The organism is Solibacillus sp. FSL W8-0474 (assembly GCF_038004065.1).
GTDB classification, from domain to species: Bacteria; Bacillota; Bacilli; order Bacillales_A; family Planococcaceae; genus Solibacillus; species Solibacillus faecavium.
Map to the genome: position 1 here is coordinate 1,300,734 of NZ_JBBOQJ010000001.1, position 15,491 is coordinate 1,316,224.

Below are 15,491 nucleotides of genomic sequence, written 5' to 3' on the forward strand. Positions count from 1 at the left end.
GGAGAGATGACGATGGAGAAAAAAATACCATTTTCAACATACGCAGTTATTGGCACAATGCTGTTCGGTATGTTTTTTGGTGCGGGAAATTTAATCTTCCCGATTCAAATGGGACAATTAGCAGGTACGAATTATTGGCTTGCATTAATTGGTTTTCTAATAACGGCAATAGGGTTGCCGTTTTTAGGTATTCTTGCAATTGGTTTATCTGGAAGCAATGGATTGCGTGATTTAGCAAGTAAAGTACACCCGGTATTTGGTTTGCTATTTGCATTGGCATTGTATTTAACGATTGGACCGTTTTTTGCCATTCCGCGTACTGCTACGGTACCTTTTGTAGTTGGTTTCGAACCTTTTATCGATCCATCACAAATCACATTATGGCTTGCAGTGTTTAGTTTTGTATTTTTTGCTATCGTATTTTACTTTTCATTAAATCCAGCGAAAATTATGGATATTATCGGCAAATATTTAACGCCGGCATTTTTAGTTTTTCTGTTTGTATTAATCGGAATTAGTTTATTTTCGCCGATGGGTAATTTTGTCGAGCCTGCTGGGGCATATATAAATGAAGCGTTTATGACAGGGTTTAAAGAAGGTTACAATACGATGGATGCACTTGCTTCACTAGCATTCGGTATTGTTGTGATACATGCCATTAAACGAACGGGTATTACCGATAAAAAGGAAATTGCAAAAGCGACTTGGAAATCAGGTATCTTTGCAATGGCTCTTATGATGCTAATTTACGGTCTCATTACTTATATGGGTTCATCGAGTGTAACGGCGATAGGAACTTATGAGAATGGCGGTCAAATTTTTGCAGCTGTAGCAGATTATTACTTTGGCTCGTACGGAGCGGTTTTATTAGCTATTATTATTGTACTTGCCTGCCTCAAAACAAGTATTGGGCTGATTACGTCATGTAGCGAATTTTTCCATGAAGTATTTCCAAAAGTGAGCTATAAAGCATTTGTTGTATTGTTATGTATTGTATCGTTTGTGATAGCAAATGTCGGATTAACAAATATAATTACATATGCAGTACCGGTGTTAATGTTCTTATATCCTTTGGCAATTGTCTTAATTATTTTAGCGCTTTTCGGACCGTTGTTTGGTTATAAACAATCAGTTTTTGCGACAGCTATTTTATTTACATTCTTTATTAGTGTTATCGATGGCTATAATGCATTGATCAATAATGTCCCAGCATTTGAAATGAATGCTTTAACAACAATTTCTGAAATTTATGCACATTATTTGCCGTTCTATTCGATAGGGTTGGGATGGATCGTACCTGCAGTTATTGGGGTAGTGATTGGTTTATGCATTCCGGGTACCGACAAAAGTAATGCTGTAGGTAATCAATAACATGAATCAAAAAAAGGATGAATTGAAAGCATATGCTTTTAATTCATCCTTTTACTTATCTATATTAATGGATGTTTCGCTTTTGGAATGTCCCGCCACTTACTTCGACTACTTCATAAACAGTAACGAAAGCTTTAGGATCGACCTCACGAATGATGGCCTTTATTTTACTTTCTTCCATACGGTTAATGACACAAGTGATTTCTCTAAACTCCTGGTTTGAGTATGCGCCATACACTGTATTGAAAGTAGCGCTTCGGCCTAAACGATCGCGAATTGTTTCGACCATTTCGTTTGGCTCGCTTGTAATAATTTTATAAGTTTTCGAACCGCTTAATCCTTCTTCAACGATAATAATTACTTTTGATGCAATGTAGTATGCGATTGCAGATAATAATGCTCCTTTAAAACCGAATACAAATGAAACGATGATAAATACGAAGAAGTTCAAAAATAAAATTAAATCGCTTGTTCCGAATGGCAGCTTTCTTGATAGCAGTACAGCTAGCATATCAATTCCATCCAATGCACCACCATTACGAAGTGCTAGACCCATACCAATACCTAAAATAATACCACCGACAACGGTAATTAACAGTGCATCACCTTCTATTATTGTTGGAACATGATGCATAAGTGAAGTCCCGATTGCCAAAGAGGCGATACCGATAACTGAATTGATCGCAAAACTTTTTCCAATTTGTTTATACCCAAGATAAATAAAAGGGATATTGAGTAATGCAATTAGCATCCCCAATGTTAATGGAGTTGTTTGTGAGATGACGATACTAATTCCGGTAATCCCGCCATCCGATACATTATTTGGAATTAAAACGGCTTCCAATCCGTAAGCGGCGATAAAACCACCTAAAATAACTATAATTTTTTGCCCGATGGACTTTGCAATATTTGGTTTAGACTTTGACATAAACTTCCTCCTCGATCCTCATGCTTAGTATTATACATGAATGTAACCAACATGACGTTTGAAGTTAACAATAACAATAAGTTTAATTAAAAAAAGAGTAAATTATGTAAATAGTGGCGTAATTAATTTGAAAAGTATCCTGTAGCGAACTTTCTGTACCAGAATTCCTTATTTGTTTATAAATCTAACATGCCATGTATATAAAGACGTTAAAATCGTTCGAATTATGCGATTAAAACGTTCTAATATTTGTATGTTAGTTTTTATAACATTGAATTGACAAAGTACCTTACATTGATTTAAAGTTAAATCAAGAAAGGGAGGCGATAGGATGAGTCGAGAATTTCGAAGAGCGATGCCGTTATTGCCGATTAGCATGGTTATGCAACTAACCGACTTAACGGCAAGACAAATCCGTTACTATGAAGAACATGAACTAATCGTCCCTGCCAGATCAGAAGGAAATAGGAGAATGTTTTCTTTAGATGATATTGATGCCCTATTAGAGATAAGAGAGTTACTTGACCAGGGTATTAATATGGCAGGTATAAAAAAGGTATTTGCCATGCGGACGAAGGAATATGTTACGAATACTGACATTGTACGAATGTCCGATACAGAACTTAGGGCAATACTTCGTGAAGAAATGCAACAAGCTCAGCGTATGCAAAAAACTTCGCTACGACAAGGTGACTTATCGCGTTTCTTTCAATTCTAAAAAAAGATAAAAACATAATTTGGGGAGTGTTGAATGATGACAAATACAGTTATTAATAAAGCGGGCAAAGCAACTAAAGAGAGTATCAAAAAAATTGTGGCTGACAAAAATGTGAAATTCATCCGTCTACAATTTACGGATATTTTAGGTACAATTAAAAATGTTGAAATTCCAGTAAGTCAATTAGATAAAGCTTTAGATAATAAAATGATGTTTGATGGATCTTCAATTGAAGGATTCGTTCGCATAGAAGAATCTGACATGTATTTACGTCCTGATTTAGATACATTCATGATTTTCCCTTGGACGGCTGAAAAAGGTAAAGTAGCACGTTTGATTTGCGACATCGCACGACCAGATGGCTCACCTTTTGAGGGAGATCCCCGTTCAAACTTAAAACGTATGTTAAAAGAAATGGAAGAGCTTGGTTTCACAGGCTTTAACTTAGGGCCAGAACCAGAATTCTTCTTGTTTAAATTAGATGAAAAAGGCAATCCAACATTAGAACTTAATGATGACGGGGGTTATTTCGACTTAGCGCCAACTGACTTAGGTGAAAACTGCCGCCGTGATATTGTACTGGAGCTTGAAGAAATGGGCTTTGAAGTAGAAGCATCTCACCATGAGGTAGCTCCTGGTCAGCACGAAATCGACTTTAAATATGCTAACGCAATTGAAGCATGTGATAACATCCAAACGTTCAAATTAGTCGTAAAAACAATTGCACGTAAACATGGTTTACATGCAACATTTATGCCAAAACCATTATTTGGTGTGAACGGTTCAGGGATGCACTTCAACTTATCGTTATTCCAAGGCGACAAAAACGCGTTCTGGGATGAAGGGGCAGACCTACAGTTATCAAAAACGGCTAAACATTTCTTAGCGGGTGTATTAAAGCATGTTCAAGGTTTCACAGCAGTAACTAATCCAACAGTAAACTCATACAAACGTTTAGTTCCTGGATATGAAGCACCTTGTTATGTGGCATGGTCACCGAAAAACCGTTCACCATTAGTACGTATTCCAGAATCTCGTGGTCTATCAACTCGTATTGAACTACGCTCAGTAGATCCATCAGCAAACCCATACTTAGCAATGGCAGTAATTTTAGCAGCAGGTTTAGATGGTGTGAAAAATGAAATCGAGCCACCAGCACCAGTAGACCGCAACATATATGTAATGAATGCAGAGGAGCGTGCAGCAAACGGCATTGATAGCTTACCAGGTTCTTTAGATGCAGCATTAGCAACTTTAGCTAAAGATGAAGTAATTATTAACGCTTTAGGCGAGCATATTTACGCTAATTTCAAAGAGGCGAAGGAAGTAGAGTTCGATATGTTCCGCACATCTGTGCACCAGTGGGAACGCGACCAATATATGAAGATGTACTAAGAAAAAAGCGTTGGGGCTATAGGCTCCAACGCTTTTTTCATTTTAACTGTCCACAAACTTTTTTATTGCCCCAATTTTTCCATGTATTCATCAAAATTATGAAGGGTATTTTCTGCATTCAAAAATTTTTAGTTTACTATAGATATAACAAGGCAAATGGTAATAACTATTATAAGCGTCCCTTTTCGTAATAAGCTCCTGGATTGAATATTTCAGAAACGTAAAATAGAATCAAATTAAACGTATAAATTAAAGCCCAAAACCTGTAAAAAAGGTGTGGGTCTTTTTACCTTGCATAGTTTAGTCAAGGAATGCATTACATGGGATAGTTTAGGTTTAACAACTAGTTACCTTTATTTATGCAGGAATATTAGAGTATTTATTAAGTAATTTATCTAATTCTCGACTACAATTTACTACTTCTGGGTGTGTGAATCCTAAATCGTTAGCTTTTTTATACAAATTTTTTCTCTTTAATTCGATTTTTAGTTTCAATATTGTTCTTAGTGATAAAAACCTCATGCAAAAGTTCCTTTCTCTTTATTTAATAATACTTTACAAAAACAACGACTTTTCTATCCTAGAAGATTTGAAAACAATAATAAAAGTAATATTAAGTAAAATTTTATAAATTATTATACTTTTGGGTTATAGGCTTTTTTATTTTAGCTAAAAATAGATATGATGTCTAAACTTTTAGAGCGTTGTTTAACATCTAACATAGTAAATGTAATAATCTAATACAGTTTTTTTTGGACAAAAGGATTTAGAACATTTATACTGTTTTGTGCTCCTTAATTTACAACAAAATATGTATTTAATAGTAAGGAAGATTGTTTTAATATGAAACGTTTTAAATTAAAGCTAATAATAGTGTTATCTATCGTATTAGTCATATTCTTTATTGGAATAAGTATGTATACTTCCTATATAAAGATTGAAGATACAGTGGAAGAGGCGATTGCTAACCAAAATCTTGAAGCTGCCAAATCCATTGCAAAGGCGATTGACCTGGAAACGTATGAGCGATTTTTAAAAGAACGGAATCGTGATGAAGATTACTGGACAATACGACATTATTTGAATGATGCTCGAGAAAAACTAGGTGTATTATACGTCTATACTATGGAAATAGACAATCCTACTACATCGAAAGCATTAATTGTAGGTTATCCTGAAAACAAGGATAATCCAAATGATTTTCTAATAGGTGAAGCTTGTACAGTACCGGAAGCCCAAGTAAAATTAGCGTATGAGGAAGGAAGGCAATTTGTAACAGGGATCCTAGAAGATACGAAATATGATCATCATTATATAACAGTTGGGACTCCTGTTATGAATGAAAATGGGGAAATCATTAGCTACCTTGGCATTGATATTAGTACGGAGACACTTGACGGGATTAAAGAAACAGTTATTAATAGTAATATTTTTCTATTAGTACTCAGTGGACTTTTTGTTATTATTGTTATTATTTCTTTCTTACTTTTACAAAAGTGGTATCAAAAAGAAGTTGGAACTACGGAGGATACGTATCAAAAGGAAATTAAAACGTTAATTGCTTCTGTCTCATCATTAAGGCACGATTATATTAACCATATCCAGGTTTTACATGGCTTTCTGCATATAGGTGAGGTAGATCAAGCGACAAAGTATGTCGATTCTTTGTCTAAAGACATACAGACAATTGAATCCATTAAATTGAATCTTGATCACCCAGGTTTAGCGATATTACTGCAAACAAAAAAACTAACATGTCAAAATCAACAAATTGATATACAGATAACCGTTGATGATAATCCATTTGATAACATAAAAACGATTGATTTAATCAATATATTATCGAACATAATTGATAATGCGATTGAAGCGACAATGGAGTTGCCAGAGGAACAACGTAAAATTACAGTTAGCTGTAAAGCAGACGAGTTATATTATACGTTCTCGATTACGAATGTTGGGCGAAAGCTACCGGATAAAAATCAAATTTTTAAACAAGGCTATTCAACAAAAAAAGTAGAGAAAGGGAGAGTTAGAGGACAAGGTTTGTTTATTGTTAAAGAAACAATTAATAAATACAATGGAACGATTACACTTGATACAATAAGCGAAAAAGAGACAATAGCGATTGTGAAAATTCCTATTAAGTAAATAGTAAAAGGTTTTCAAATGACGTTATAGTTATTCCATTAAAGGGCACGATTCTTGAAAAAGAATTGTGCTTTTTCAGTAGGGGAATTGTTGCCAATCAATAAATATGTAAGAGCTATCCCCAAAAATTTCTAGGATAGCTCTTTTAATTAATCGGTATTGTGAAAATTAAGGGAGTAGATTCCTTTTTAAGCGACTCTTAAAGCTAACTGAGCTAGTAATTGGATGGCTGCCTGAACGACTACGTCAATTTGAACTTCGGTTTGTCTTACAGTTATTGAATCAGAGTCAATAATTGTTACGCTTTGTGATTCGGTTTGATTAACTTCTAAATTTTGAGCTATTCTTTGAAGATTGCTTACATCAGCATTTTCATTCGAGCCTAATACTACAATGGCCGCTTCGATAGCAGCTTGTAGGGCAGCTTGAACTACCACAAGACCTTGTACTTCTGTTTGAGTTACGTCAACAGTATGAGAATTTTGAATTAATAAGCCTTGATTTTGAGATTGGTTTAATTCTATAGTATCTTCAGTGTTCTGATTTGAGTTTCCACTAATTGCCATAAATAATCATCTCCTTTCGAATTTATTTTGTCTTACGTTCCTAGATTATGCTTTAGTTAGAAAAGGCTGTGGACTAATATCTTAGGTAACTATGAATTATTCAAGGGAGATATGCCTATTAGCTAGTTAAATAGCTACTTGAAATAATCTAGGCACATATTTTATTAGAAGCGTGACTAAATAAACTTAAGTTGAAGATGTATTAAAAGGAGAAAAACCAATGACTAAATATCAAACGTTAAATATGTATAAAATGTTGAATTATTGAAGAACAAAAATTTCTGTGCATTCTGAAATTATCCAGAGAAGATAAATATTCCAAAAAAAGAGATTGATAAATTAGGCAGAATAGAAAGAGGTAACGTGGAAGTTGAGTCGGAGGTACTTTGTTTAATCAATTTTGAAAGCGAAGAACCATCCCTCTATTACAATCTAAATAATGAAAGTTTCGAGCATAAGTTTAGGAATCAATGCGCTTAATGGAGTAGGGAACAATGCGAAGTCAAAGAAAGTGAACTCATATAGTTAGCTTGAAGGTTATAAAAGGGATAATAGATGTTCCAAGAGATTTATTAATTGATTCTATTATAGAAACATTTGATGCACTTGGCTTAATTAATAAAAAATTATAGATAAAGCTAAAATATTTCGAAATAGAAAAAAGCTACGGTTGCACCCGTAGCTTGGATTTAGACCAGCCCTTTAATCTGTACAATAATATTTGTCAGAGGGGGGCTGGTTAATGTTCTTCAAGTATTAAGCAGCAGAGTAATCTAACTGAGAGAGAACTTGATTATACACGTCTTTTTTTACAATATAAAATGTTTTTTCATCATATGTAACGATTACTTGCCCAGGCTTAACAAATACTTTGGCTGTTTCTAAATTAGCGTACTTAGTACCTAAAATTTTTGAAATGTTCATTTAAAAAACTCCTTTAATGTTTCTATTATTGTTGTTCCCAAAAAAATAAAAGTTTAAAAGCATTTTTATAAATTTTTAAGGACCAAATTGTGGGAATAGGCAAAAAAACATAAAAATAGCGCTATTTCACCATGGTCAAATTTATTGAATAAAATGTATACCTTGTGCCGTCTTGTTAATGTAGATTTACTGGTAACTTATACCTTATACCTTATATGCTTATTTGGCCAAAAAAATGCCTCTTACATGTTTGTTTTGTCTAGCATTTAAGGGGCATTTTGCTACAGTTTTAGAACTTTTGGTGTTGTAAATGCTGAATAATTAGACTATTCTAATATAAGATACTTAATTTTCCAGAAAATGAAAGTTAAAGGATGGTGTTGCATTCATGCTACGAGCGTTAAAAGTTGGATTGTTGATTGAACGTACGAATCGTAAAAACTTGGTGGCGCTATTAGCTGTTGTAGTTGTCGTGTTTGGTATGATGTTTTTCATTAAGGCACAAGAGGTTGGGCAGCAGCTAGATGAAAAGAAAAGTGATTTTTATAATGGTCGCGCAGCACTGTCAAAGTTTCAGGTAAAGGATGCTTCGGAAGATGGGGATGGTAGTGATCTTTTTAAAAATTTGACGAAGCAAAACAGGTCGATTGCCTTACAAATAGCGGCATTAACAATGGATAATTATCCGTTGTATTATGAGGCTTCAATGACTACAGCAGAGCTTCGAAAAGAGGCATTTGAGCTAGAGGACTATGATAAAGTAGCGGATTTATTGCCTACTAAGCTAGAGAATACATTGAACTATATGTATTTTAAACAGATGGTAGATTCCAAGAAACAAACAATCAGTGATTTATCATATTACATACCGTTCCTACTTTATTTCTTTAGTATTGCAGGCTTTGGTTGGTATATTTTTATTAGCTTTTACACGAGCTCAATTTTGTTGGATGATTTTGAACACACAAGTTTAGTGAAGGGTTATCCGGTGCGATTTGACCAGTACATCCTCTCGAAATGTATCATTGCATTTGGGTATGTGCTCGCGTTTATTGCACTCATCTTTATATGTTCGTTGGTAAGTTTGAGAAATGGCTTTGGAGATATTACGGAACCTGTTCGTGTGTTTTTAGGTGAGCCGACTCTTGTATCTAGTATTTCCTATATTGGACGAGCTGTATTGTACATGATTGTCATATCAATTTTTGTCATGCTACTGTCGATTATTTTGAATGTACTCCTTAAAAACATGTATTTAACTTTATTTGTTCACTTTATTTTGTTCTTTTTACCGATTTTATTCCCATCACTGATTAGTCTGTTTCCATATAATCCGTTCAATTTTATGAGCTTTAATGAAATTTTAGCTGGTGTTCCAGTTGATTTAGAAAAGTCAACAACGATTACGATGAATCAAGGACTTATCCTTATGGTCATTTGTATTGTGTTGATGCTGCTTATTATACAGCGCTTCTTCTCCACTGGAAAAATAAATCGAGCGTAGGGGGGAAGATATGCGGGGATATTTTGTTTTTGAATTGAAGCAATTTTTTACGAGCAAGAAAAATATTGCGGTGTTCGCTTTACTGACATTTGCAGCTCTCTTTTATGCGTTTAAACTTGCGCCGGCTTATGACCCGATAGAAAAGGTAGACTATGATGAAATTGAGGCGAGGTATTTAACTCGTGCGGAGTTTTTAGACTCGATGTTTGGTAAAAGTTTATATGATTATCATGAATCTGTTAGATACGCTGTCAGTATGTTTGGTTTCCTGAATCCTTATGATGAGCGACGTCTACAAGCTCTTGATGAAGGGGACTTACGTAATTATGCAGATGAAACGAGTGATTGGTACTATTACACCAATGTCTATACTTATCGTAACGAATTACTTGCATACAACCCACGCTTTTATATGGAAGACAGACGATTTGCTGAAGAGGAAGCTTACTATGCCTACTTTGAACAATTTCAGCGTTATGATACATATAAACGTGTATGGTACGATTTAACGATTGAAATTTTTGAACAACGAACTGCACTTCAAACATTAGAACGCTTATTGAAGGGACCTTTACCATACATCCTATTAATTGCCACGCTATTACTGACAATTGATATCGTAACGAAGGATCGTCGTCATCCATCTATTTTAAGGGGTTTTCCAATTGCAGACTGGAAGCGGCTATTGGTAAAGGTATCTGTTGGGTTAATAGGCAGTGTGTTTCTATGGATTCCGATTATTGTTGGTCTGTTGATTGTTGGCTTCCAATTTGGCTTTGGGAACCTTGATTTACCCGTTCCTGTTTATGGCTTTGAATTGATTGCAAATGAGCAAGGTAAATTTGTCCATATGTCTATGGGGATATTTTTATTCCGCTGCTTCTTATTATTAGCAACTTGGATGGTAGTAATAGTTTCAGCAGTACTATTATGCAGTATTATATTTCGCCAAGAAATGTTTAATTTGTTGGTGGGAGGTTTACTTATTTTTGGTGATCGCTTTTACGCAAGTCGTGGTGTCGGCTATTTCTGGAATGTCGAATATTTCCCATTATCGTATGTCCAGGTAGGTAATATTGTATCGAAATATCAAAATTTCTATTTTACAAGTGAAGGATTACACGACATGCTCGGCTTGAAATTATTGTTAGCGAGTGCAGCCATTATCCTTGTTTTAACATTACTTATTTCACTATCGAAGCGCTTTAGATTGATTAAATAGGAGGGGTAACATGATTGATATTCAAAACATAACGGTGCAATTTGGAACACGTACAGTGTTAAATGACATTGAGATAAAGTTTAATCAAGGAGAAATGATCGGCCTTGTTGCACCAAACGGAACAGGGAAGTCGACGCTAATGAATGTCATTATGAACTATTTGCAGCCAACAAAAGGAAAAGTACTCTTTAACGGTAATTTAACTTATTCAAGTAAATCAAACGAAGTAAAAATTCATCAGTTTGTGTCCATGATGCCGGATCAAAGCGACTTGTACAATCATTTAAGCGGACGAACACATTTGAAAATGTACGCTGCGATGTGGAAGTCGGATCCAAATCTAATTGATCAAACAATAGAAGCATTGAATATGGGGCATTATGTGAATAAAAAAACAGGGACTTACTCACTCGGAATGCGTCAGAGGTTATGTTTTGCTATGCAAATTGTTGCGAATACAGACATTATGATGATGGATGAAGTAATGAACGGCCTGGATCCAAACAACGTGGAAATTATTTCGAAGATTTTATTGAAGAAAAAAGCCGAGGGAAAAATGATTATTATTGCTTCACATTTATTAGATAACCTAGAAAAGTATGCGGACCGGATTTTCTTATTTAATGAAGGTAAGCTCGTCAATACGAATGAAATTATTGAAGGGTTTAGTCAGGCAAAAATTAAAACGATCCGTGTGAAAAATATGGATGATTCTGTTAAAGCACTGCTGAAAACAAAGTATCCATTGATAAAGCATCAAACATTGGTTACGGAAATGACTTTGCTACATCTTCCAAGTTCGGAACAGCAACTATTAAGTGATTTAACTGCTTTTTTAGTTGAGAATAATGTAATGGACTTTGCATTTGGTAAAGTGACATTAAATGATTTATACGCACTTTATTATCACGAAGTTGTATAAAGGAAAAGCCTTCGTCATTACAATGCGACGAAGGCTTTTTTTCGAAATAAAATAGGTATATAACGAAAATCCAATACTCCGCTATTTAATTCGAACATACTTCTGTAGTATATTGGTCATTTTATTAATGAAGGGGATGGTGTAAATGTAATGGTGGAAGGACTAGCCAGCCTTTTTCTTTATTTAGGCGTAATAGCTTAGCTCCAAGTTGTGCTTTAGCTGTATGGAATTGAGCAAACAGTAAGCCAATATCTTCTCTCATCGCCATACCCATTACTTGACTGCAGCTTACTAAACCGGCAGCGGCATCCATTGATAAGGCTGCACTAATTTCCGGATCATTAAATCTTGCGCCAGGTGGAATATTTTCGATTCTTGCTTCAGGACGTTCTGGTGGAGCTGGTGGAAGGGCAACACCATTTGTTTTAAGGATTTTTTCCAGTTGCTTCACTTCATCTCTAGCGCATTGAATAAAATCCTCAATAATTTTTTTCAGATCTTGGTCACCTGCGTGATTATAGAAAGTTTGATATCCCGCAATCATTCCGTAACCTGTAGCTAAACTAGTCCAAATGCTGAAAACCTCTCCATAATGTAAAGGTTCATCTTTTGGATTGCCGGTAAATATACCCACAATAACACTTCCTTTCAAAATTAGGTGAATTTCATAACACCGGTAGTATGAGACAATAAAAGAAATTCAATTCATATGTAATTAAAGAAATGAAGTGCCAAAGAAGATATATCAAAAATCATTAGAAAGAAAAAGCCAGCTCACATAGGCGGGAGCTGGCGTACATAAATAATTATTTTTAAACTAATTTATTTTACAATATGTAAAAACCAACTTTATTTAAGCTGGCACTCCGTGAACTCTTTTGTATATTTCCTTCTCGATCATATCTTTTGGCTGCTTTAAAGCAAGTTCTAATACATCCAAAATAAATATTGAAATTTGCTGTAAAATTTGAGAATCTTGGGAAGTTATTTTCTTTTCATTTTTTTGTAATTCAATATCTTTGCGTAGGAGCGTGTTCATTAGTTGGGCAGCTTCAAGATGATTACTTGTATTTAAAATGATTGCGTGATTTCTTTGACGATTCGTATTACGGTCATTCCATTCGGTAGGTTCATTCGAAAAACAATTCATAATTTCCATTGCTTCTCGATGACTTAAAAGTTTCTCAAGTTGTGAGTTATTGCTTTCGACAGGATGATATAAAGTGACGCCTGGTTTAATTTTTGATTTCATAACATAGTAAAGCATAGGTTTTCCTGTGAAATTTTGTTCCATAATGCCGTCGATCCGACAAATACCATGCGATTTATAATTAGTTAAGTCACCAATTTTATACATTCATACGCCTCCAAAGATAGTTATAATTTTAATTCTAAAGTAATTAAGCATTTAAGTCAACTTAGTTGACTTAAGCGCTCGGTGTTGTAACTTGAATAAATGTTTTTCCTTTAGTATGATGCTTCATGGTATTTAATAAATAGGTAGATAGAAAGAAGGATATTTGAATGATTGATTTTATTGAATTATTATATCGACAACATAAACAGTTACGCCAGCGGGCAGAAATAATGTGGAATGAAAACAATGAACTTCGTTTAACAAGCTCGGAATGGTTTGTTCTTAAAAATATAAATGAAGGATATGTAACAGTTCCTGAGTTAGTAAAACAGTTGGAAATTTCTAAACAGGGGGTTCATAAATTCATAATTTCTCTTCAAGATAAGGGATTGATTACTACCGAATTAAAAAAAGAATCGAAAGTTCAAAAAGTCTCTTATTTAACGGTAGAAGGGATAGATATTATTAATAGGAGCAAAAAGATGGAGTTAGAAATTGAAAAGATGGTAAGGGAAACAATAGGGGACAAGGAATATGAAATGCTGTTGGAGATGCTTAAAAAGCCACTCGTAAAAAATTAGCATATATTACGGCGTTTAATATAGAAGTTGTGTATCTCCCTGAAAAGGTGAGATATGCGACTTTTTTGATTTTATTTAATAAAGAAAGCTCAACTTAATTATATTTGAGCTTATTGGCCAGAATTACGGTATGCCGTAATAAAGCATTAAAATAAATTATTAAAGGGAAGTGAATTTAAACTTTGTAATAGACAGATGAGTTTTTTTATTGTATACTCAGTGTAATGAGATTGGTTACAAGACAATAATAAATTCACCTATTACAAAGAGTATTAGTGTTTTATTTTGTGCTTTTTGTAATATGTGAATTTTTTTCTTTTGGGAAAATTGCGATCTTATTAAATTTAATTAAATGGAGGTCATTTATTATGACACAAGGTACAGTAAAATGGTTTAACGCAGAAAAAGGTTTCGGCTTTATCGAAGTTGAAGGCGGTTCTGACGTATTCGCACATTTCTCAGCTATTCAAGGTGAAGGTTTCAAATCACTTGAAGAAGGTCAAAAAGTTGAATTTTCAGTTGAAGACGGTCAACGTGGCCCACAAGCTACAAACATCGTAAAACTTTAATTTTAATGATGTAACCATAGAAGAGGTTTCCTTTCAGTAGGAGACCTCTTTTTTTCGTCTCTAAAAAATTTTCATCATGTAGGTGTCTTCCTATTTTATACAAAAAGAAGTGAGCAGAAATAGCCAATCGGTATTGTTACCCACAGTAAAAGATTATTAAAAAGTAGATGGAAGTAAGAGGTATTTTCCGATTTCCCATTGGATGTCATTTTTAATCTCAATAGTACCCCAATAAACCAGATCGGTAAGATAAGAAAAAATTCCGGTGTAAAAGAATTACCATCACCCAATGCCCCGTCTGCAAAAAACCAAGCAATAATTAATGCCACAATACCGCTTAAAATAATATTAACAATCACTAAAATTGATTTAATTAATATCACCTCTTTTTTTTATTTATAGTGTATGAATGATTTACGGTAAGGAAAACTACCCGCATATAAAAGATATCAAGAAAAAACGCCCATTTCAATGTGAAAAATGGGCGTTTGAGACTGTGGACAAACTCTTAAAACCGTTGATTTCCATTCCGGGACCGATGCTTTCCCCGGGCACGGCTCCAGCTAACTAAATTGTACCTACAACGGCAGGCACAATTCAGTGGATCTTCCGCGCGTGCTGTTCCCGGTGGAGTCACGGTCCCTCCATTCCAATCAACTTATTCATCGCTTTAAATAAAGTGAGATACGATATCTACGATGACTAGAAATCAATTCAAATTAATGAGCGTGAACAACTTGTTCCTGCTAAGCACCTAATTAAAATTTATAATAAAAAGACAAAAGGTTTCTCGAGACCTTTTGTCGACAATCTGAAACGCCCATTTCAATATTGAAAAATGGGCGTTTTTTATATTGCGGAGGGGAACCGCTATGTGAATGACTTTGTTGGTGTGTACTTATCCAAGCAAGTTGTGCTTAACAACCTCATATGCCTGGCAAATATTTAAGTAAGCCTCTTTGTGCTCAGCAATCATTTCGACTGCAATTTCATATAAATCAGAAGTGTCTGTAGTGACTAAATCGTTCAGTACGGCTGCTTCCATCTTTTCAACAAATGTTAAAATTTCTGTATTCATATATTTCATCTCCGAATCGGTGTTAGTTGTTACTCTAAATATACAGCAAATAGACGTCTGACCTCAAAGGAAATGATTAAAAAATGCGGGGATTTGTTAATAATTTGACGATAAAATGAACTTAACCTATATTAGCTCTTTGAAAGCGTTTTTCTAAAAATAATCAAAATATTACAAATGAAAAGTCTGCTTCAAAACACATCAT

Annotated in this window: 17 protein-coding genes; 9 read left to right on the forward strand and 8 right to left on the reverse strand. The window is 34.4% G+C overall.

The genetic code is table 11. The features are described 5' to 3' along the window. Positions 1 to 12 precede the first annotated feature (12 nt). On the forward strand, positions 13 to 1,371 hold the full coding sequence (brnQ, locus tag NYE67_RS06330; RefSeq protein ID WP_340729507.1) for a branched-chain amino acid transport system II carrier protein: 1,359 nt from the start codon (positions 13 to 15) through the stop codon (positions 1,369 to 1,371). Between the two features lie 64 nt (positions 1,372 to 1,435). Here the strand turns inward: brnQ and NYE67_RS06335 are convergent, their stop codons facing one another. Then, a complete protein-coding gene (locus NYE67_RS06335) occupies positions 1,436 to 2,299 on the reverse strand; it encodes a YitT family protein (protein ID WP_191698210.1) in 864 nt (287 codons plus the stop codon). A gap of 331 nt (positions 2,300 to 2,630) precedes the next feature. Here NYE67_RS06335 and NYE67_RS06340 point away from each other — a divergent pair, with 331 nt between their 5' ends. Together NYE67_RS06340 and glnA are read left to right on the forward strand one after the other, a co-directional pair. Next, entirely contained in the window at positions 2,631 to 3,017 is a 387-nt protein-coding gene (locus NYE67_RS06340) for a MerR family transcriptional regulator (RefSeq protein WP_340729508.1), read from the forward strand. 36 nt (positions 3,018 to 3,053) lie between these two features. Next, entirely contained in the window at positions 3,054 to 4,412 is a 1,359-nt protein-coding gene (glnA, locus tag NYE67_RS06345; RefSeq protein ID WP_339216859.1) for a type I glutamate--ammonia ligase, read from the forward strand. Positions 4,413 to 4,769: 357 nt separating this feature from the next. On the opposite strand, the gene NYE67_RS06350 is transcribed toward glnA, so the two are convergent. Next, a complete protein-coding gene (locus NYE67_RS06350; protein WP_340727407.1) occupies positions 4,770 to 4,934 on the reverse strand; it encodes an aspartyl-phosphate phosphatase Spo0E family protein in 165 nt (54 codons plus the stop codon). A 321-nt stretch (positions 4,935 to 5,255) separates the two neighbouring features. On the opposite strand from NYE67_RS06350, the gene NYE67_RS06355 reads away from it, so the two are divergent. Further along, positions 5,256 to 6,563, forward strand: a complete 1,308-nt coding sequence (locus NYE67_RS06355; protein ID WP_340727408.1) for a sensor histidine kinase — start codon at positions 5,256 to 5,258, stop codon at positions 6,561 to 6,563. 188 nt (positions 6,564 to 6,751) lie between these two features. Here NYE67_RS06355 and NYE67_RS06360 read toward each other — a convergent pair whose 3' ends face one another. Next, positions 6,752 to 7,129, reverse strand: a complete 378-nt coding sequence (locus tag NYE67_RS06360) for a hypothetical protein (protein WP_339215699.1) — start codon at positions 7,127 to 7,129, stop codon at positions 6,752 to 6,754. A gap of 756 nt (positions 7,130 to 7,885) precedes the next feature. Beyond that, positions 7,886 to 8,053 (reverse strand): hypothetical protein, encoded by a 168-nt coding sequence (locus NYE67_RS06365; RefSeq protein WP_339215701.1) that lies wholly within the window; start codon positions 8,051 to 8,053, stop codon positions 7,886 to 7,888. A gap of 388 nt (positions 8,054 to 8,441) precedes the next feature. On the opposite strand from NYE67_RS06365, the gene NYE67_RS06370 reads away from it, so the two are divergent. Genes NYE67_RS06370 through NYE67_RS06380 form a run of 3 tightly spaced genes read left to right on the forward strand, consistent with a single transcriptional unit; the run spans position 8,442 to position 11,701 of the window. Beyond that, a complete protein-coding gene (locus NYE67_RS06370; RefSeq protein WP_340727410.1) occupies positions 8,442 to 9,557 on the forward strand; it encodes an ABC transporter in 1,116 nt (371 codons plus the stop codon). Positions 9,558 to 9,567: 10 nt separating this feature from the next. Next, entirely contained in the window at positions 9,568 to 10,779 is a 1,212-nt protein-coding gene (locus NYE67_RS06375) for an ABC transporter permease (RefSeq protein WP_340727411.1), read from the forward strand. A gap of 10 nt (positions 10,780 to 10,789) precedes the next feature. Then, positions 10,790 to 11,701 carry an ABC transporter ATP-binding protein gene (locus tag NYE67_RS06380; RefSeq protein ID WP_340727412.1) on the forward strand — a complete coding sequence of 304 codons (912 nt, stop codon included), beginning with the start codon at positions 10,790 to 10,792 and terminating at the stop codon, positions 11,699 to 11,701. A 124-nt stretch (positions 11,702 to 11,825) separates the two neighbouring features. Here NYE67_RS06380 and NYE67_RS06385 read toward each other — a convergent pair whose 3' ends face one another. Continuing rightward, a complete protein-coding gene (locus NYE67_RS06385) occupies positions 11,826 to 12,335 on the reverse strand; it encodes a DUF3231 family protein (protein WP_340727413.1) in 510 nt (169 codons plus the stop codon). A 219-nt stretch (positions 12,336 to 12,554) separates the two neighbouring features. Beyond that, on the reverse strand, positions 12,555 to 13,058 hold the full coding sequence (locus tag NYE67_RS06390; protein ID WP_340727414.1) for a CarD family transcriptional regulator: 504 nt from the start codon (positions 13,056 to 13,058) through the stop codon (positions 12,555 to 12,557). A 167-nt stretch (positions 13,059 to 13,225) separates the two neighbouring features. On the opposite strand from NYE67_RS06390, the gene NYE67_RS06395 reads away from it, so the two are divergent. Both NYE67_RS06395 and NYE67_RS06400 read left to right on the forward strand, forming a co-directional pair. Continuing rightward, positions 13,226 to 13,639 carry a MarR family winged helix-turn-helix transcriptional regulator gene (locus NYE67_RS06395; protein ID WP_340727415.1) on the forward strand — a complete coding sequence of 138 codons (414 nt, stop codon included), beginning with the start codon at positions 13,226 to 13,228 and terminating at the stop codon, positions 13,637 to 13,639. A gap of 368 nt (positions 13,640 to 14,007) precedes the next feature. After that, positions 14,008 to 14,208 carry a cold-shock protein gene (locus NYE67_RS06400; protein WP_191698200.1) on the forward strand — a complete coding sequence of 67 codons (201 nt, stop codon included), beginning with the start codon at positions 14,008 to 14,010 and terminating at the stop codon, positions 14,206 to 14,208. Between the two features lie 95 nt (positions 14,209 to 14,303). Here NYE67_RS06400 and NYE67_RS06405 read toward each other — a convergent pair whose 3' ends face one another. Beyond that, on the reverse strand, positions 14,304 to 14,567 hold the full coding sequence (locus NYE67_RS06405; protein ID WP_340727416.1) for a hypothetical protein: 264 nt from the start codon (positions 14,565 to 14,567) through the stop codon (positions 14,304 to 14,306). A 539-nt stretch (positions 14,568 to 15,106) separates the two neighbouring features. After that, positions 15,107 to 15,286 (reverse strand): hypothetical protein, encoded by a 180-nt coding sequence (locus NYE67_RS06410; protein ID WP_191698198.1) that lies wholly within the window; start codon positions 15,284 to 15,286, stop codon positions 15,107 to 15,109. Between the last annotated feature and the right edge of the window lie 205 nt (positions 15,287 to 15,491).